This window comes from Loigolactobacillus coryniformis subsp. coryniformis KCTC 3167 = DSM 20001, assembly GCF_002706425.1.
Taxonomy (GTDB): Bacteria; Bacillota; Bacilli; order Lactobacillales; family Lactobacillaceae; genus Loigolactobacillus; species Loigolactobacillus coryniformis.
Genome location: NZ_CP017713.1, coordinates 76,562 through 94,557 on the forward strand (window position 1 = coordinate 76,562; position 17,996 = coordinate 94,557).

Genomic DNA, 17,996 nt, shown 5'->3' on the forward strand with positions numbered 1-17,996 from the left:
GACTAGGGTCCGTCTGAAAACTACTTAAGTAAGATGCAAATTGAGGCAATGTAGACCGTAGCCAGATAAACATGAGCGAGCTTATCATAACGCGTTGCAATCCTACGAAAGTTCTTCAACTGATTGAAGAAGTTCTCAATCAAATGGCGCTCACAATAAACGTGGTAATCACAGGTCCACTTGTCTTTGGTATTTTCCTTTGGCGGAATGGTATAGACGCCTGCTTTATCTTCAATATACTGGCGAAGTTTCGCGGTGCCATAGGCTTTATCCGCGATAATATTTGATTGAGAAATATCGAAGCCTTCCAGCAACTCACTGGCAACTTGGCTATCATGTACTTGACCACCTGTTAGGCGAAAACCCAAGGGATTCCCTAATCCGTCAACGAGTGCGTGAATCTTGGTCGTTCGGCCACCTCGACTTAGTCCAATAGCTTGATTTTCGACCATACATTCGGCGTTTTTTTTGCCCCAGTGGCCTTTTGATGCGCTCGAACGATCGTTGAATCTAAGCTCAAGTTTTCCATGTCGGGATCGTCAATCAATTCGAGAAAAACCTGTTCGAACAAGCCTGAACTTACCCAGGCTCGGAAGCGACTATACACCGTTTTCCAAGAGCCATAGCGTTCAGGTAGATCACGCCAAGGAGCCCCGCTGCGCATGAGCCAGAGGATAGCGTTGAGGGCGGTACGGTTGTCTAGGCTTGATGGACGGCCAGTCCGGTATGGCGGGAAGTATCCTTTGATTCGGTCCCACTGAGCATCTTCCAGTTCGTATCGTTTAGGTGTTGTCATCGGAATGCCTCGATTCGTTTTTCCTCAGATTATACCTGAATTTTTAGTTTTCAGACAGTCCCTAGTACGGCTATTGGAAACGATTTTATTATAGGTCCTTTAGCTAATACTGACAATTTTTTTGGCTTGAAAAAGCTACCGTAAAATGAACTTGCGGTAGCTTTGAGCTTAGATGATAAAAGTAGTTACGTTGGGATTGATGATGCCACGATCGTAGCGTCCACTGACTAAATAAGGCATGATTTTACCGGCATCAGCATCTTCTAATTTGATCGTATTATGCATGACAGAAGAAGCCACGTGATACCAAGCTGCACCAAGTGGTTTGATTACCTTTAGTTCGCCATAGGGATCATCCTCAGAAGAGGCTACTTTAATCCTTAGGCTGCCGGGTTCTAAGCGATCAGTGATCACCGATTGCTGTGTACTAACTAGTGCTGCATCGTGAAATACGTTCGTGCCGTCAGCAGCTTGATCCATTTGATATTTGTAGAACAAACTCGCTTGTTCGACTTGACTGTTTAATTTGAGTTGGCTAAAGACTTGTTGCGCAGTTTGCGGATCGTTGGGTGTCCCGGCAGTCCAAGTGACTTCTAGTAGGCGTACACCATGGCGTTCGACGATTGCTGTTGCTTGTTGGTCATTACGACGAATCTCCATGTGGTCGGCCATTTTTTTAGGAATCCCTGCACCTTCACGACCAGAAATAATACCAGTTTCAGCGCCAGGACCATGCAGCATCAAATTAAACGGATAAGCACCAACCACTTTATCGCGATAGTTAGCTAATACATAAAGGACTGATTCTAAATAGGGTCCACCAAAGCTAGGCTTACCCATCTGGACTACATAGCCACAAACCATAGGTGCGACAAGTTTTAATGGTGGTGGTAATAATTTAGCAAGTACTTCAGCTGGTGCGGCGTAAGCGAACATGACCCCTTCTTGATCATCCAAACGAGGACGAACTAGGAATTGTTTCATTTCACTAGGATCGATAAGAAAACTACTCATCATTGCTTCCTCCTCTACATTAAGCCATTCATAACGGAAACATCAGGACCATCACCATTAACTATTCGTTTGACGCGGTCACCGATCAGTGTATTGAAGACTGGGTGAGTCAAAATATAAAATTCGTCATCCTCAATAGCTTGAAAAACCGTCAGTGCAATTGAATCGATCGGCATCCCAGTTTCGATCACATATTTAGCGAATTGTTGGCCACCCTTGAAGATTGCACTTTGATAATAAGGATCATCAGGTGCTTGATATCGTTCTGGCCGCCGATCTTCGGTATGATAAAGGTCAGTTTGTACAAAGCCAGGGCACATGACGGAAAGTTTGATATTAGCGTTAGCGCGTTGTAAATCGTAGGCGGTAGCTTCAGTTAAGCCAACACTGGCAAATTTACTAGCGTGGTATGCTGGCATCCCTGGCGTATCGATCAAACCAGCAATCGAAGCAACATTAACGATATGGCACGCTGTTTTTTGTTTGCGCATGATCGGGATAACACGCTGCATCGCATAAACTTGGCTCATCACGTTAACATGCATGATCCATTCCCAGTCACGTGAGGGGAGTTGCCAAACCGTTCCTGGTAGTGCAATACCAGCATCATTGATCAATAAATCAATTTGACCGAAACGAGCCATGGCGGCTTTGACCATTTTATCAACGTCTTCTTCTAATGAAACATCGACAGTAATACTTTCGACTTGGGCACCAAGGTCAGCTACTTGCTGGACAGAACGCTTCAAGGCGGGTTCATCGATGTCAGCTAAAACTAATTTCATCCCCCGACGTGCAGCTTCTTGGGCAAGCTCAGCGCCAAAACCATGAGCTGCACCAGTGATCAAGGCAACGCGATTCTTAAATTCCTTCATTATAGATTCCTCCTAGGCGGTATTGAAAAGTATTACTAGGTTGGTTTTCACAATTTATATGTGGTTGAAAAATCACGAAATAAGCTTTTCAACACAGGTTAACTAAAAGTTTTGCTTAGTCATTCGCAAAAACGTAGGCTTTCGTATAGCCATCACGCATTGCCTCAGCAACACGGCCGCTAGCTTCAGCGTCACCGATGATTTTAGTTTGATCAAAAGCGGCAATAAATGGTGCGCTAATGCTTGTGTCTGGCGTAACACCTAATGCTAAAATAACGGTGTCAGCGACAATATCACTCATCCCGTGATCGATCATATCAAGAACTTTGACGCCATGTTCACCAGCGCCAACTAAACGTTTGCCGGTCATGATCGTTGGTTCGTATTTATTTAACCGCTGCATTAAGTCAAGCAAAATCGTCGGGTTAACACCGGCACCAACTTTTGCCTGCATTTCAACGATCGTAACTTCGTGGCCTTCACCAGCTAGTTTTTCAGCGGTTTCTAAGCCGGTCATACTGCCACCGATCACGGCGACTTTACCGCTGACCGGCGCCTTACCATAGAGATAATCTTCGGCAGTGATCACATTTTTGCCAGCCATTCCAGGTAATTGGGGAACAATTGGCTTTGCACCGCTAGCGATGAAGACGCCAGCTGGTTGCAGCGCTCGGACTTTTTCCACGGTTGCTTTTTCGTTTAAATGAAGCTCAATATTTTGGTTCGCTTCAACTTGATTGATCAATTGCTGATTTAATAGGGTGATCTTATCCTTTAATGGTGTCTTATCAGCGGTATTCAAAGTGCCGCCTAAAACTTTGTGTTGTTCGAAAAGCGTAACTTTGAAGCCGCGTTCAGCTAAAGTCTTCGCTGCGGTCATCCCGCCAGGACCTCCGCCGATCACCGCTACTGTGCGTTGAGCACCATTATGATTTAAGGTCGCAAATTCACGTTCACGGCCTAGTCGTGGATTGACCGCACAGATGATATGTTTACCGGCTTGTAAGGCACCAAAGCATAGTAAACAGCCAATACAGGTTGTGATTTGATTGCTATGGCCGGTAGCCGCTTTACGGGCCCAATCAGGATCAGCCAAAGTCGCGCGGGCAACGCCAATGTAATCACAAACGTCATCAGTCAGTAATTGTTCAGCGATTTCAGGTGTTTTAATGTTGTTAACGGCAATCACTGGGATCTTAACGTTCGCCTTGATCGTTTTGGCGAGCTCTTTTTTCCAGCCTTGAGCGTAGGAACCAGGCTCAACGATCGTTGGGGCACTTTCATAGATACCACTAGAAACGTTGATTGCGTCAATGCCATAGCTCTCTAAAGTACGCGCAATTTTGACGCTATCGGCAATCTTTAAGCCGCCAGCGACAAATTCATCTGCGCTGATCCGTACACTGATCGGAAAGTCAGCACCGCACATATATTTGATCCCGGCGATAATTTCTTGAAGAAAGCGCAGCCGGTTATGAAAGCTACCCCCATAACGATCGGTTCGTTGATTAGAATAGGGTGAGAGGAATTGATTGAGCAAATACCCGTGGGCGGCATGAATTTCAACACCATCGATCCCAGCAGTTTTAGCGATCACGGCGCCTTTGATAAAGGCTTTAACTAAGGCTTGTACCTCTTCTGTTGATAATGCTCGTGGAACTTCCTTAACGGTTTTATCTGCAATCGCAGAAGGCGCAACTATTTGTTCACCATTTAGTAATTGCGAAGTGGTTTCACGTCCAGGGTGATGCAATTGAACAAAAATTTTCGTATCATATTTATGCACGGCATCGGCTAAGCGCTGTAATTGCGGGATTTGTTTAGGATCAGTCACGGCTAATTGCTTATAAGTTGCAACGCCGTATTTGTCATCAATTCGGGTCACTTCAGTGATGATCAAGCCGACACCCCCGCGAGCACGTTCTTCGTAATAACGAATAATATCATCGCTAGCCTCACCATTAGTACGTGCGAGTGAAACCCCCATTGCGGGCATCACAACATGATTCTTTAATGTGAGTTTACCAATTCGGCCGGGTTGAAACAGTTGCGGAAAGTCAGTCATCAAGAAAACCTCCTTAAATTGTGAAGAAATAAACTTAATTGAACGGTTTGTTTTTGAATACATCTTCACAATAGCATAGTTAATTGCTATGATTAAGGTACAGTTCGTCCAGTTTTTATCAAATAAACTGTGCAATTTGCCTAGTGGGTTGAGTGTTAAGGGGTGCGGGGTATGAAATATAGTGAACTAGTAAGCAAGCTTGAAAAGAAATTTATTTTAACCGATATTCAAATCCATCAAGATAATGAAATCAACACGATTCAAATTGGGAACGGCACACAGCCGCATACTCTATATATTGAACAGGCGGTAGCAGGACCACTTAAATTAGTCAGTTGTGCCGATCATGCATGCGTTCGTTGTCCTTGTATCAGCCAGACATCTACGAACCTAAGTAATCAAGCCGTTGTCGCTTTATTCAATGACGCCAACGAAGTATTAGCAGCTGAGCAACAACAGGAAGTGTTGTTTAGTGGCATTTTGCAGTATAGCTTGACGCATGATCATCAAGCGGTGATCGATTTTGCGGCGACACAGCTTAATAATACGTTGATGATCATTGACGATAATTATCGAGTGTTGGCTTATTCGCACACTTTTCCATTTCCAGATCCGTTGTGGCAACAAAATATTGACCAGGGTTATTCGCGGCTAGATTTTATTCAAGGCATCAAAAAAATGTTGGCGCAAACTAAGCCTTCTGCGCAAGCCAGTTATCGTTTTCCTTGTCCAGTTTCACCGTATCAACGTTTAGTGGCACGCTTGTACTTTCAGCATGAATTAGTTGGGTATGTTGTAATGTTCAATGATCAGCAGGATTTTACCGTTGCGCAGCAGCAATTACTGCCGCGGACTGGCCAAGTTTTAAGTGATTTATTAGGTCGCGCGGCGGCGTTTAAGGATTATCAGGTGTCAGTAAGAGCACAACTATTAAGCGACTTATTAGAAGGAATCAACGTTAACGCGATCAAAGTTAACGCGCAGATCGTTGGCTATACAGTGCCACAAAGCATGTGTTTAGTAGTTTTAAAAGCAGCAGATCGATTGGCACGACTGTGTCAGAAAATGCGGGAACGTTTCCCTGAGGCGTTGGTCGTAGTTTATCAGGAACGGGTCGTGGCGTTATTACCAGGGTCGTTGCCGACACTAAAAAAAATCACTTGGTCTGATTTGCAACAACAGCTGCAATGCCAAGTGATCGTTTCGAATTGCTATCATGATTTTTTTGCTACCAAAGCGCAGTATATCATCACTCGCCATACGGAAAAGCTTAGTTTACAGTTACAGGATCAGGCCCAGTTGCTTTTTTGCCGCGATTATTATTTTGCGATCATGTTAGATCGTATCAAACAACGTGATGTATTGACTGCCTTTATTGATCCTGGTGTGCAACAATTACAGCAGTATGACTTAGCAAACCAGACTGAATTGATCACGACGCTGGCGCAGTATATTCGTTGTGGTGGCAATCAAACAATAACAGCCGAGCGCTTATTTATTCACCGCAATACGTTATTAAATCGATTACACAAAATCGAGGATTTGACGGGCTTGGACCTTAAGGACAGCCAATTGTGGTTTCAGCTGGAATGCAGCTTACAAATGCAGCGTTTGTTAGCTAGTTTGAATCGGTAGTTTTCTTCCGTTCATAAGTCACCATTACACCCGGACCAAAAACCGTGGTTGATTTTAATTGCAGTAGCAATGGCTTTGTGCGTTGGCCAAATAGGGGAACGCCTTTACCAAGAATAACTGGTGCGGTGAATAGCTGGTATTCATCGATCAAATCGGCTTCGATCAATGGCTGAATAACAGAACCGCCGCCGAAGATCCAAATACCTTTACCGGACCCTTGGCGTAATTTTTTGACAAGTTCAACCACAGAACCGTTGATGAAATGGCGCTTTGGTAAATCGGTTTTGTCTTGATGGGTGAGAATATAATTGTCTTTTTCAGCATAGGGGAAGGTGGGGCTTAACTTCAGGGCGTCACGATAAGAAGTTGCGCCCATGACGATCGTATCAATACTGGACATGAATTGATCGTAGCCCCAATCGAGATCGAAGCCCACGGTAGCGTCGATCCAATCCACACTACCGTGCTCGTCAGCAATGTAACCATCGATCGTGGTGGCGAGTTGCAGAATCACTTTTTTGGGCATTATACAGCCTCCTAAATCATATTTAGATGAAAAAAAGATCTGTCTAAATGGCAGATCGTCAGTATAACATTATTTATCGGTAGCGTTAATAACCAGATGCTCATTAACAAAGGCGTTGAGCCCGAGATCACTTAATTCACGACCGTAGCCGGAATTTTTGACCCCACCAAATGGTAATTCTGGTAAGGATAACCAGCCAGAGTTAACAAAGGACATCCCAGTTTCGATCTGTTCAGCCACATAAGCAGCGTGTCTTGGGTCTTTCGAGAAGACAGAGCCGCCCAAGCCGTAACTAGAATCGTTAGCTAAAGCAATTGCTTCGGCGTCGTTTTCGACTTTATAAACAACGGCTACTGGGCCAAACATTTCCTCGTTATAGATTGGATTGTCTTTAGTGACGTCAGTTAAAATCGTTGGTGGGAAGAATTGACCAGGTAAGTCAATTGGTTCGTTACCATAGTAGACTTTTGCACCAGCAGCGACTGCTTTTTTAACTTGGCCGACTAATTTTTCTTTAGCCCGCTGTGACGATAGTGGTGCTAAGGTAGTCTTTTTGTCCAACGGATCGCCAGGCTTAACCGCTGCAAAACCAGCTTTTAAGTTCTCCAAGAATTCATCGTAATATTTAGCTGTAACGATGAAACGTTTGGAAGAGGTGCAGACTTGGCCAGCATTATATAAACGCGCTTGTGGTGAAACTTTTTTGACTAAATCAAAATCAGCATCATCTAGAACGATAAAGGCGTCATTACCGCCAAGTTCCATCGTTGATTTCTTCAAGTTTTCACCGGCAACTTTGGCGACTGAACTACCGCCGCGTTCTGAACCGGTTAACGCTACCCCAGTAACACGGGGATCAGCGATCGCTTTAGCAACTTGATCGTAGCTAACAAATAGGTTCTTGAAGCTGCCAGCAGGCGCACCAGCTTTTTGCACTAATTTATCAAAGGCATCAGCTGAGCCAGGGGTGTTAGAAGCGTGCTTGAGGATCATTGGATTGCCGACCATAAAGTTAGGGGCAAATACCCGCACGATTTGGTAAAGTGGAAAATTCCACGGTTCAACCGCAAAAATAACCCCGGTCGCTTGTTTAGCATAATAAGCATTACCAGCATCAGTTTTCAGTGGTACTGGTTTTAAAAGATCAACGGCGTGGTCAGCGTAGTAATCAACGATGCTTGCACATAAGTCGACTTCGCCTTCCGCTTCACTCAATAATTTGCCCATTTCTTTGGTCATGATCGTCGCCAATTCTTGTTTTTCCGCCCGTAACAAGTCAGCGACCTTCTTTAAATATGGTGCCCGCGTTGATATGGGATCGTTGCGCCATTGATGATATAATTTATCACCAGCAGCCAACGCCTGTTCAAGCTCAGCGTCAGTTGCGTCGGGATATGTCTTCAAAACCTCATTCGAATATGGATTAATTGATTGGTATGCCATTGTGTAACCTCCCTTTCATATACAATCCATTATAGCGATTGCAGAAAGCGGCTTCAACTATTTTGAGTAAATTTCTATAAGTGGTATAGTTAACCATTTCACATATATACGCTATTGAAGCGGAATTTATTTAATCATTTTTCAAAAATTGGTCTATCTAGCGCATAGCTGGCAATCGCGCTTGATATCGGTTACAATTGTGATGATTAATTAATGAGCAACATGCTAAAAATGATACTAGGAAGTGATTTACGTGAAAATTTCTCATGTCGCGATCTATGTCGATGATCTCTAAAAAATGCGTGACTTTTATGAAACTTATTTTGCAGCGCAGGCCAATACAAAATATCATAATCCACGTACCGGCTTGTCGACTTACTTTTTAAGTTTTGCTGACCAAACACGGTTGGAAATTATGCAGCGCCCAGATATTTTAGAACATCCCACTAAATTATTACAGGGTTACACGCACGTTGCGTTTAGTGTGGGTGATTCAGCGGCGGTGGACGCCCTGACGACTAAATTAGCGCAGGCTGATTACCAAGTGATCAGTGGGCCACGAACGACCGGGGATGGCTATTACGAAAGTGTTGTCCTTGATCCAGAAGGGAACCAAATTGAAATTACGATTTAAAAAATCGCCGTGCATGCAACCAAATTAGGCTGCAGCACGGCGATTTTGTTTAGTGTTATTTGATGACGATATCTTTGGCAGTAACGTCAGAACCGAAGTATGGCTTCAAGTTTTGATTGTAGTTCTTGTCAAAGAAACCGTTGTTGTTCAATTTAGTAATTTCTTTGTTCGTCCAGTTCAACAGGCTCTTGTTGCCTTTTTTGATCCCTGGTGCGATGTATTGATTTGGACCTAAATGTTTGATACCAACGGTGTACTTAGGATTGTTCTTGACCCAAGCATATAAGTAAGAGTTATCATCAGCTAAAGCAGCAGCACGACCGTTTTTCAAAGCGTTAAACTGTTGTGTCTTTGAATCGTATTTTTGCAAAGTGGCACCTTTGGAATTCGTAGTGAAATATTGTTCTGCCGTGGTCCCTTTGTTGACAATCAAGTTTTTACCTTTCAATTGGCTGACCTTAGTGATCGGCTTGCTCTTAGGTGAAATAACCCCGATTGAGACTTTCATGTAAGGCTTGGCGAACGAAATCACTTGTTTCCGTTCAGGTGTAACGGTGAAATTAGCTAAGACGAGGTCAACTTTATTAGAGTTGAGTGCGTCGACCCGGCTATCCGCGTTAACTTGTACGTATTTAACTTTAACGCCGAGATCCTTACCAACTTGTTTGGCTAAGGCAATATCATAACCTTGGCGCTTACCATTTTTGTCGACCCAACCATAAGGTGGCAAGTCACCAAAAACTGCAATTTTAATCGTGCCGCGTTTTTTGATCGCGCTGACGCTAGTCGTTTCTGCTGCTTGTGCTGGCTGAGCAAAGCCTGCAAATAAACCAAATAATGTAACCAAAGCCAAAAAGGCTGCAATCAAACGTGTGTGTTTCTTCATAAAAAATCCCCCCAAAATTTAAATAAGTGCTGAAACGTGGTTGAAAAAGCCCTGTTACTCATTTTCGGCAACGCTCCGTAATCTAAGTGCTTTTGCAACAGATTCTTTAGAAATCCATACTATTCAAGAATAGTTGGGCCCGTTCGGTTTGTGGCTGCGTGAAGAATTGTTTGCCTGGTGTGCGTTCAAGAATATGGCCGTCTTCCAGGAAAATAACTTGATCAGCGATCTCACGGGCGAAATTCATTTCGTGTGTGACGACTAACATGGTCATCTTTTGCTTCGCCAAGTTGCGCATAACTTCCAAAACACCGCGGACCATTTCTGGATCTAGCGAAGCGGTCACTTCGTCGAATAACATAAACTCAGGATTCAACGCTAGGGCGCGGACGATGGCGATCCGTTGTTTTTGACCGCCAGAAAGTTGTCGTGGATAAGCAGCTTGGTAATCAGCTAGCCCCACCTCCTCTAATAATTTAATTGCTTGCGCCTTGGCTTCAGCTTTAGCGCGGTGTTGCACTTTTAGCGGACCGAGCAAAATATTGTCCAGTACCGTTAAATTAGGAAATAAATCGTAACTTTGAAAAACCATGCCGATTTTTTGCCGTAGTTGTTGCCAAGTTTTCGGGCTAGGGGTAACGGGCTGGCCGGAGAAGGTCAGCTGACCGCTTTGAAAGTCCTCTAAGCCGTTGAGGCAGCGGATCAGCGTACTTTTACCAGAACCAGAAGGCCCCAGTAAGACGGTGACACTGCCAGTTGGAACGGTTAAATTAATATCGTGTAAAATGTGGACATCGCCGTATGATTTTTCGAGATGTTCCACCTGTAATAATGGCGTGGCCATAACAGTTCGCTCCTTTATGCGTTATTATTTTGTCGCCGCTCGAGATGTCGGGCCCAAGCCGAAAGCGGGTAGCAAAGTAAGAAATATAAAATGAAAATTAATCCGTATACCCAGAAAGCACCGTCGGGATAATGCTGACGGTTGGCTTCGATAATTTGCTGACCGATATTGATCACATCCATGACACTGATCAGTAGCAGTAGTGAAGTCGTTTTGATCACCCGGGTCATTAAGTTGATCGTCGCCGGAATCATCAAGCCAATTGCTTGTGGTAATAGGACATAACGAAAAAGCTGTGGTCCATTGAGCCCAATGGCGATTCCAGCTTCACGTTGGTGTTGCGGTACCGAGATCAATGCGCCACGAACGATATCACTCATTTCAGCCCCGACCCACAAAGCGAAAACTAACATGGCAACTGCCTGAGCGTTCAAATTGACGTTAAAGTTTTTCGGTAAAATATAATAGAACAGAAATAGTAGAACGACAGTAGGTACGATGCGGAAGAATTCCAAATACAATCGCAAGATCACTCGCAAAATGGGATTCTTCACTGTTCTTAAAGCACCGAGAAAGATTCCTAACGCAATTCCGAAGACCAACGCTACGATCGAAATCTTTGCCGAGATCCATAAACCGCCAAGTAAACGGCTAAAATTAGTGCCGGCAAATAAAATATTAATTCCCGAATGTGCCACGACGCGCCCTCCTCTCTAACCAAGTCAGTATCAATGATAATGGGATCAAGATAATCGCGTATGCAATCACTAAAACAAACAAGGATTCATCGGTATGATAGTATAAACCGATTTGATCCAGTGCCGTATTGGTTAACTCTGGAATCGCAATGACGGTAAAAATCGAGGTTTCCTTGATCAGAAAAATCACATTAGCAGCGATTGCTGGTACGCTAAGGGTTAATCCTTGGGGAAACACGACATAACGGGCGAGCTGTCCGCGGCTGAGACCGATGGCTAACCCTGATTCCACTTGAATTTTAGCGACGCCTTGTAGTCCACCATAAATCGCCTCAGCCATGTAGCTTCCACCAAGGAAGATCAAGCCGCTGATTCCAGCTGCGGTAGCAGAAATTTTGATTCCAAGCTCCGGAAAGGCGTAATAGATGAAGAATAATTGAATCAACAAGGGTGTATTTCGCGAAATCTCGGTGTACGCGGCGCTGATTTGGCGTAACACAGGCACTTTAAAATAACGTAGAAAACTGGCGATCAGGCCGACGATAATAGCGCCGATAATACCATAGAATGAAAGCTTAAGCGTTAGCCAGAAAGCTTGCGCAAAAACAGGAATACTTTGTTGGATGACAGTCCAACTCATAATGACACCTCCAAATAAAAAACCGACACCGCAAAAAGCAGTGTCGGGACGTAATGACGTGTTACCACCCAGATTTGTTCGTACCTTGCGATCCGAACCTCGTTCAGTCATAGACTGTGCAGTGTATCGCCTGCAAAACGACTAAGTCAGCTTGCGTAAACCGACTAGTAAAGCTCCAAGTTCATCTTCAATCATAAAATAACGCTTCTTTACACCAAAATAGAAGCTCACTGTAGTTACTTTATAATCTACTCTTCTCTTCATAGCTTAATCTTTCTAACTTGATTTTAATATTACACTATTTTTAAGGTGTGTCAACGGGCTTATTTACAAAAAGTCAGGAAATTAGTATGCTGGAAGCAATATCTATTTAGAACCATGCTTTAACTTGGTATTTTTTGCCGTAGTTGAATGGACAACCGACTGCGACTTGGACTTGCTGGTCTTCGACTTAGTCCAATCGACAGCGGGAAGCAAGATCTGTTTGGCGAATAAGATCCAGTAATGAATGTTTGCTAAACAATAATTTCCAGAAAACGAGCGATAGTGTAACATCAGAAACTAATTAACCTTAATAGTGAAATAGGGCCATGTTTCAACTTGGTGGTTTTCACCATAGTTGAATGGACACCAACTGTAACATCAGAAATTAATTAGCGGACTTGGCTGATTAATTAACTTTAATAGTGAAATAGGAGCGATCACGCCATGGTTCAACCAAAAATTACGGCACCGCGTTTAGCGGCAGACTTGCCGCTGGGCACGCTTGATTTAAGTAATGAAGCCTTTATTCAAAATGTACGTTTAGAAAATCAGCACGTCAGTGAGCAGGTTTTTACTGGCGTTTATTTTAAAGGTGTGCAGTTTGACCACGTCACGTTTGATCAAATTAATTTTGAACGCTTTGAATTACAAGATGTGATTTTTACACACTGTACATTTTTAAATTCGGAAATGATCGAAGCTAGTTTCAAACGGGTAGTATTTGATGATTGTAAGTTGACTGGTAGCAACTTTGCGGGCGCGGTTTTTAATGAACTTAGCTTCACCAATTGCAAGGCGGACTATTTGAGCTTGGCCGGAGCACGGTTGCGCCACGTCCAATTTACACAAACAGACCTGAGTGAATTGGACTTTAGTGAAGTCAACTGGCAGTCACTTAGTTTTACTGACTGTCAGTTGACCCACGCCAATTTTTTACATACGCGTTTGAAGGCGCTGGATTTTAGCCATAACGAAACTAGTGGTATTAGTTATAGTTTAGACTTGTTGCGCGGGATGATTATTTCGCCGCAGCAAGCTTTAGATTTAGCATTGGCGTTAGGGGTAACGATCAACGATGAGCCTTGAGTCTGATTCAGAAAAAGACTATAATCTGATATATCAGCTAAGCCTAAATCTGGTGCTTGGCACTGCAAAAATATCCGCGACCACCCTGTATAGATAAGTACTAATATACAATCACGGATACTGTACATATGAAAGGACTTGAATATGCCATTACCGAAAAAAGTTTCCAGTTCATCTAAATTAAACGCAAAAGATCGTGTTTATCAGCAATTGCGTGCTTGGATCATCACTGGGACATTAGCCCCGCAAGAGAAAATCTCTGATCAAGCGATTGCTGCCTTATTTGGGGTCAGTCGGACACCCGTGCGTGAGGCGTTACAATTGCTGGCAACGCAGGAGTTTGTCGAAATGATTCCGCGAAGTGCAACGCGTGTGACGGCTGTCGCTACTGATCAGATCAGCGCAATTTATCGACCACTGGCAGCGTTACAAGGCTTGGCGGCTGAACTAGCTGCGACTAAGATCACGGCGACTGAATTAGAACGGCTAACTGCGCTAAATCAGCGTTACGAACAGGCTCAGCAACAAAATCAGCCACAAGCGGTGTTAGTTGCTGATAACGACTTCCATAACTTTATTTTGCAAGTCGCTGCTAATCAGTACGTCAGTGAATTTTCCCAGCTGGTCAATGCCCACGCACAACGGATCGAGAATTTTTATCTAGATCAGTTGAACGTGCAACAGCCAGACGCGGTACGCGAGCATAATGAGATCATTATGGCGATCGCTGCTGATGATGCGGTCGCTGCACGGGAACAAATGGAACGTAATTGGTTACGTTCATTGCGTATGCTTGAAGCCTGCGTTAAAAATGAAGGCTAATTAAAAAAGTAGTCACCAATTCAGTTGAAATTTGGTGGCTACTTTTTTTATTATTTGCTAACCGGAATGCGCAATTCAACAACAGCATCAGCGGGATTGCCGTTCAGCAGAGCTTCGATCACAAAGCTGTCTTCCTTATAGAGTTGCGGGTTTTCTGGTAAAATTTTGCTGAAAAATTGGCCGATCAGTTGATCGAATAATTGGCGGCTAGGGCCACCTTGGCCAGTTAGGACAACGTAATCACCAGCAGGTACAGTACGTGTTTCTGCAGCTGTGGGTGTCACTGTTGTATTGGCACCGGCAAAATATTCGAGTTGTTCATCGGTCACGCCACTAAGGGCGTAGCCAATTTTATCGCGACTAGCGCTCATTAGTTCACCAAATTGGCCGCTTTGGGCTAAGGTCATAAAATGGTGGCTTTTTAAGGTAGAAACTTCTTGAATATTAGCCATAGTTGGTAAAGGGAGTTGTGCTGCGTAGCCGGTGATCGTTACCGTGGGGAATTGTTTGATCGTATAGTTTTGTGTCATGATATCCTTCTTTCTGTTAGCGTACAGCACGGGATTTTTGATGTTGCCCGCTAAATTGCTGCTACGCGTCACTTTAAAAATTTTAGGGCTAAAGTTAAGCTCATGTGTAGTAGAATAACAGGTAATACCTGACAAAAAGCTGTCATATTTTATGAAAAGGTGGCAAAAAGATGCGAATCAGTCGTTTGATCAATATTATGCTGATTTTATTGCGCAAAGAATTGATTTCAGCGCGGGAGCTAGCGACGTTATTGGAAGTCACTGAACGCACGATCTATCGGGATGTTGAGGCGTTAAGTATGGCGGGCCTACCAGTTTATACGACCCGTGGGCGCAATGGTGGCATCGGCTTATTACCCAACTATAAAATCGCCCAAAATTTTCTAACGGCTAGTGATGTACGCAATCTACTAACGGCGTTGTCCAGCGTGCAGACATTGATCGAAACGCCAGAGATCAAAGCAACTGTGCAGAAGTTACAAGCGATGTACGGTACTGACGAGTTTACTGAACTTTTGATCCAAGATGTGAATTGGCAAGGGGCGGCAGAGATCAAAGCATTAGCGCAGCAATTTAGCCAGGCCATCAAGCAACATCAGTTAGTCGAATTTATGTACAGTGACCGTAACGGTAAGTTAAGTCAGCGCCAGGTTGAGCCATACCGCTTGGCCTATAAAGGTGACCGTTGGTATTTGCAGGGCTATAGCGTGGAACGTCAGGATTTCCGTACCTTCCGCCTAGCGCGGATGGAGTCAGTACAGGTTTTGACCGCTGAATTTGTGCCGCGGTCGCTGCCAATGGCGCAGCTGGCCTTTAGCAATAAGTTTCCCCACGCCGAGCTAACGACGATCACCGTTCGCGCGGCCAATAGTGTGCGCGATGTTTTTGCGGAACGTTATGGTAGTACGGCGATCAAACAGCTGACAGACGGCCATTTTGCGGCAACGCTGACTCTACCAAATAACGAATCTGCTTATCGCTTTATTTTGTCGCTCGGAAATAAGGTCAAAATTATGAGTGGGGCGGCTTTTCGCAGTGGCTTCAAAACTTATTTAGCGCAGGTGAATCAACTGTATCGGGATAATTGAAGCCTGATTACCATGCGTTGTGTGCTTTTTTGGTATAATTTGGGCTGCCGTAGCGTGCTTTTTTAATTGGCAAAGGGCGGTTAGCTGTAAATAACCTTGATTGAGGGGCTGGAATTGTGGAAGCTGTTTTTGCGATCGTTTTACTATTAGGTGCGGTGGTGGCCGCCAATATTTTATACGGACTCTATTCAAAAATTCCCTTAGCATTCTATCAGATCGGCATGGGCTTGCTGTTTACCTTATTACCGTTATACCATCATTATCAACTTGATCCATCGATTTTTCTGTACGCGATCATCACGCCGCTGATGTTCAATGATGCGCAAAATACGTCACGGCGCAGTTTATCGCGTAATTTAGGCACAACGTTATCCTTAGCAATCACTTTAGTTGTGGTGACCGTTTTAGTTTTAGGTTTCAGTATTCACGCCTTATTACCACTGTTTACGCTGCCGCTAGCCTTTGCGTTAGGGTCAATTGTCAGTCCAACCGATGCAGTGGCGGTAAAATCGATCACGGCTAGTATCTCGTTGCCCAAACGAATCATGAATACGTTGGAAAATGAGTCACTATTTAATGATGCAACAGGGATCGTTGCTTTAGCGTTAAGTTTGGCTGCTTTCCGAACTGGTCATTTTTCGCTTGGTCAGGGGATCACTGACTTTCTGTATGTCTTTTTAGGTGGCTTGTTGGTCGGTGCGGTGTTAGGTTATCTGATTGTCCATTTACGGATTCTGTTGCGGCATTTAAATATTGGTGCGGTGCAAATTCTATTGCCGATTCAGATTTTAACGCCGTTTGTGGTTTATTTTATCGCTGAGCATATCGGCACATCCGGTATTTTAGCGGTGGTGGCTGCGGGGCTGATCCATGGCATCGAGCAGGACCATTTAAAGTTGACTTCAACTAAAGTGCAATTTGTTTCGCAGACAACTTGGCAGATCATTAGTGATATTTTGAATGGCTTCGTCTTTGTTTTGCTAGGCTTAACGCTACCGACAGTTATTTACGCGTTGAGTACGCAACATACAGAGCAGTTTTTCATTTTGCTTGGGCTAGCCTTGCTGATCTATTTAGTTGCGTGGGCGCTGCGCTTTGGCTGGGTTTATTTGGGCTTCGTTAAAGTATTTAGTCGTTCATTGTCAAAACGGACGATCAGTGCATTGATCGCTACCGGTGGCATTCACGGAACGATGACGTTATCCTTGGCACTGTCATTGCCATTTACAGTGGCTGGAAAAGCTTTTCCGCTGCGGGATGAACTTATCTTTGTCGCTGCTAGTGTGATCTTATTTAGCCTGCTTGTGCCCACTTTTGTCATGCCTTGGTTAGTGCCTAAACCACAGCCGACTAAAGCGCCGATCAATTTGCGTTTGGTGCGTAATGATATGTTGGAATACGCGATCATGCAATTGAAAAATAATCCTGATGCGGATTCAGTTGCTCAGCAAGCAGTTTTAGGAACGCTGTACCGGCAAAAACAAGATTCGACACGGCCAGCGCGACAGCAGGTCGCAGCAATTTTTACTCAAGCTGAAGCGGCCGAACAAGCTGCAATAGCAGAACTGAAACAACGCGGTGACTTAACGCCAGAAATGGAAGCGTGGTACCAACGCTTTTTGACGACCAGTAACTATATGGCGCAGCATTCAGCTTGGCGCTTATGGTTTACGCGACTTAAATTGATTTTTAAATTTCGTAGCCGCTTTTTCAAAAAGAAGCAAAATTACGCACAGATACAGCACAAGCGTGCATTAACGATCGATCAGTTGAAGCAGCAACGACAGCAAATGGTCGTGGTTGAAGAATATGGTTATAACGCAGTTAGTACCTTTTTGAATCAGCAGACGACACCAGAAAACTATGCCGCAATTTCGCTGGTGCGGCGCACTTATAATGTGCGCCACCGCCGTTTTAGTAATTCGGAAACCGCGAATCAAGCGCAAACTCATCTCTTCATCGCGGCATTTCAATATGAATATGATTACGTTGAAAATCAGGTGCGTGATCAACAGATCGACCATGCCACCGCCAGCGCACTACGCGAACAGATTTCATATGATGAAATTGTTTATATGCAAAATAGTCGTGATCGGGATTAAAAGTTATTGCGTAGTTTACTGAATAGTGACACTCAATTAAAACCGGGT

Annotated in this window: 17 protein-coding genes; 6 read left to right on the plus strand and 11 right to left on the minus strand. The window is 44.1% G+C overall.

The annotated features are described in order from the left end of the window. Positions 1-20 precede the first annotated feature (20 nt). The 4 genes from LC20001_RS00380 to LC20001_RS00395 all read right to left on the minus strand — a co-directional run bounded on the left by LC20001_RS00380 (position 21) and on the right by LC20001_RS00395 (position 4,750). A protein-coding gene (locus LC20001_RS00380) for an IS5-like element ISLpl3 family transposase (RefSeq protein WP_086989537.1) occupies positions 21-796 on the minus strand; the annotation gives its coding sequence in 2 pieces (ribosomal slippage) (positions 21-472 and positions 472-796; 777 coding nt in all). Positions 797-964: 168 nt separating this feature from the next. Further along, complete coding sequence (locus LC20001_RS00385; protein ID WP_010010528.1) at positions 965-1,810, minus strand: acetoacetate decarboxylase family protein; 846 nt, start codon at positions 1,808-1,810, stop codon at positions 965-967. Positions 1,811-1,824: 14 nt separating this feature from the next. Beyond that, complete coding sequence (locus LC20001_RS00390; protein ID WP_010010529.1) at positions 1,825-2,685, minus strand: SDR family NAD(P)-dependent oxidoreductase; 861 nt, start codon at positions 2,683-2,685, stop codon at positions 1,825-1,827. Between the two features lie 115 nt (positions 2,686-2,800). Continuing rightward, positions 2,801-4,750, minus strand: coding sequence for an NAD(P)/FAD-dependent oxidoreductase (locus LC20001_RS00395; protein WP_010010530.1), 1,950 nt, complete (start codon positions 4,748-4,750; stop codon positions 2,801-2,803). Positions 4,751-4,921: 171 nt separating this feature from the next. Between LC20001_RS00395 and LC20001_RS00400 the strand changes: the two genes are divergently transcribed. Continuing rightward, on the plus strand, positions 4,922-6,385 hold the full coding sequence (locus LC20001_RS00400) for a PucR family transcriptional regulator (RefSeq protein ID WP_010010531.1): 1,464 nt from the start codon (positions 4,922-4,924) through the stop codon (positions 6,383-6,385). Here LC20001_RS00400 and LC20001_RS00405 read toward each other — a convergent pair. Both LC20001_RS00405 and LC20001_RS00410 read right to left on the minus strand, forming a co-directional pair. After that, on the minus strand, positions 6,369-6,911 hold the full coding sequence (locus LC20001_RS00405) for a dihydrofolate reductase family protein (RefSeq protein WP_010010533.1): 543 nt from the start codon (positions 6,909-6,911) through the stop codon (positions 6,369-6,371). The genes LC20001_RS00400 and LC20001_RS00405 overlap by 17 nt on opposite strands. A gap of 69 nt (positions 6,912-6,980) precedes the next feature. Beyond that, the gene (locus LC20001_RS00410) at positions 6,981-8,354 is read right to left on the minus strand and encodes an NAD-dependent succinate-semialdehyde dehydrogenase (RefSeq protein WP_010010534.1); all 1,374 of its coding nucleotides are present in this window, start codon (positions 8,352-8,354) and stop codon (positions 6,981-6,983) included. 298 nt (positions 8,355-8,652) lie between these two features. Between LC20001_RS00410 and LC20001_RS00415 the strand changes: the two genes are divergently transcribed. Beyond that, positions 8,653-8,988, plus strand: coding sequence for a VOC family protein (locus LC20001_RS00415; RefSeq protein WP_010010535.1), 336 nt, complete (start codon positions 8,653-8,655; stop codon positions 8,986-8,988). A gap of 55 nt (positions 8,989-9,043) precedes the next feature. Here LC20001_RS00415 and LC20001_RS00420 read toward each other — a convergent pair whose 3' ends face one another. The 4 genes from LC20001_RS00420 to LC20001_RS00435 all read right to left on the minus strand — a co-directional run bounded on the left by LC20001_RS00420 (position 9,044) and on the right by LC20001_RS00435 (position 12,056). Continuing rightward, positions 9,044-9,874 (minus strand): transporter substrate-binding domain-containing protein, encoded by an 831-nt coding sequence (locus tag LC20001_RS00420; RefSeq protein WP_010010537.1) that lies wholly within the window; start codon positions 9,872-9,874, stop codon positions 9,044-9,046. A 106-nt stretch (positions 9,875-9,980) separates the two neighbouring features. Next, positions 9,981-10,718 (minus strand): amino acid ABC transporter ATP-binding protein, encoded by a 738-nt coding sequence (locus LC20001_RS00425; protein ID WP_003677701.1) that lies wholly within the window; start codon positions 10,716-10,718, stop codon positions 9,981-9,983. A 14-nt stretch (positions 10,719-10,732) separates the two neighbouring features. After that, positions 10,733-11,416, minus strand: coding sequence for an amino acid ABC transporter permease (locus tag LC20001_RS00430; RefSeq protein WP_010010538.1), 684 nt, complete (start codon positions 11,414-11,416; stop codon positions 10,733-10,735). Continuing rightward, positions 11,397-12,056 carry an amino acid ABC transporter permease gene (locus LC20001_RS00435; protein ID WP_003677697.1) on the minus strand — a complete coding sequence of 220 codons (660 nt, stop codon included), beginning with the start codon at positions 12,054-12,056 and terminating at the stop codon, positions 11,397-11,399. The genes LC20001_RS00430 and LC20001_RS00435 overlap by 20 nt, the downstream gene beginning before the upstream one ends. Positions 12,057-12,764: 708 nt before the next feature. Here LC20001_RS00435 and LC20001_RS00440 point away from each other — a divergent pair. Both LC20001_RS00440 and LC20001_RS00445 read left to right on the plus strand, forming a co-directional pair. After that, on the plus strand, positions 12,765-13,406 hold the full coding sequence (locus tag LC20001_RS00440) for a pentapeptide repeat-containing protein (RefSeq protein ID WP_003677695.1): 642 nt from the start codon (positions 12,765-12,767) through the stop codon (positions 13,404-13,406). 144 nt (positions 13,407-13,550) lie between these two features. Next, the gene (locus LC20001_RS00445; protein ID WP_010010539.1) at positions 13,551-14,228 is read left to right on the plus strand and encodes a GntR family transcriptional regulator; all 678 of its coding nucleotides are present in this window, start codon (positions 13,551-13,553) and stop codon (positions 14,226-14,228) included. Positions 14,229-14,278: 50 nt separating this feature from the next. On the opposite strand, the gene LC20001_RS00450 is transcribed toward LC20001_RS00445, so the two are convergent. Further along, entirely contained in the window at positions 14,279-14,758 is a 480-nt protein-coding gene (locus LC20001_RS00450) for a GyrI-like domain-containing protein (RefSeq protein WP_010010540.1), read from the minus strand. A gap of 170 nt (positions 14,759-14,928) precedes the next feature. Between LC20001_RS00450 and LC20001_RS00455 the strand changes: the two genes are divergently transcribed. Beyond that, the gene (locus LC20001_RS00455) at positions 14,929-15,846 is read left to right on the plus strand and encodes a helix-turn-helix transcriptional regulator (RefSeq protein ID WP_003677693.1); all 918 of its coding nucleotides are present in this window, start codon (positions 14,929-14,931) and stop codon (positions 15,844-15,846) included. 116 nt (positions 15,847-15,962) lie between these two features. Then, on the plus strand, positions 15,963-17,948 hold the full coding sequence (locus LC20001_RS00460; RefSeq protein WP_010010541.1) for a cation:proton antiporter: 1,986 nt from the start codon (positions 15,963-15,965) through the stop codon (positions 17,946-17,948). The last annotated feature ends 48 nt before the right edge of the window (positions 17,949-17,996 follow it).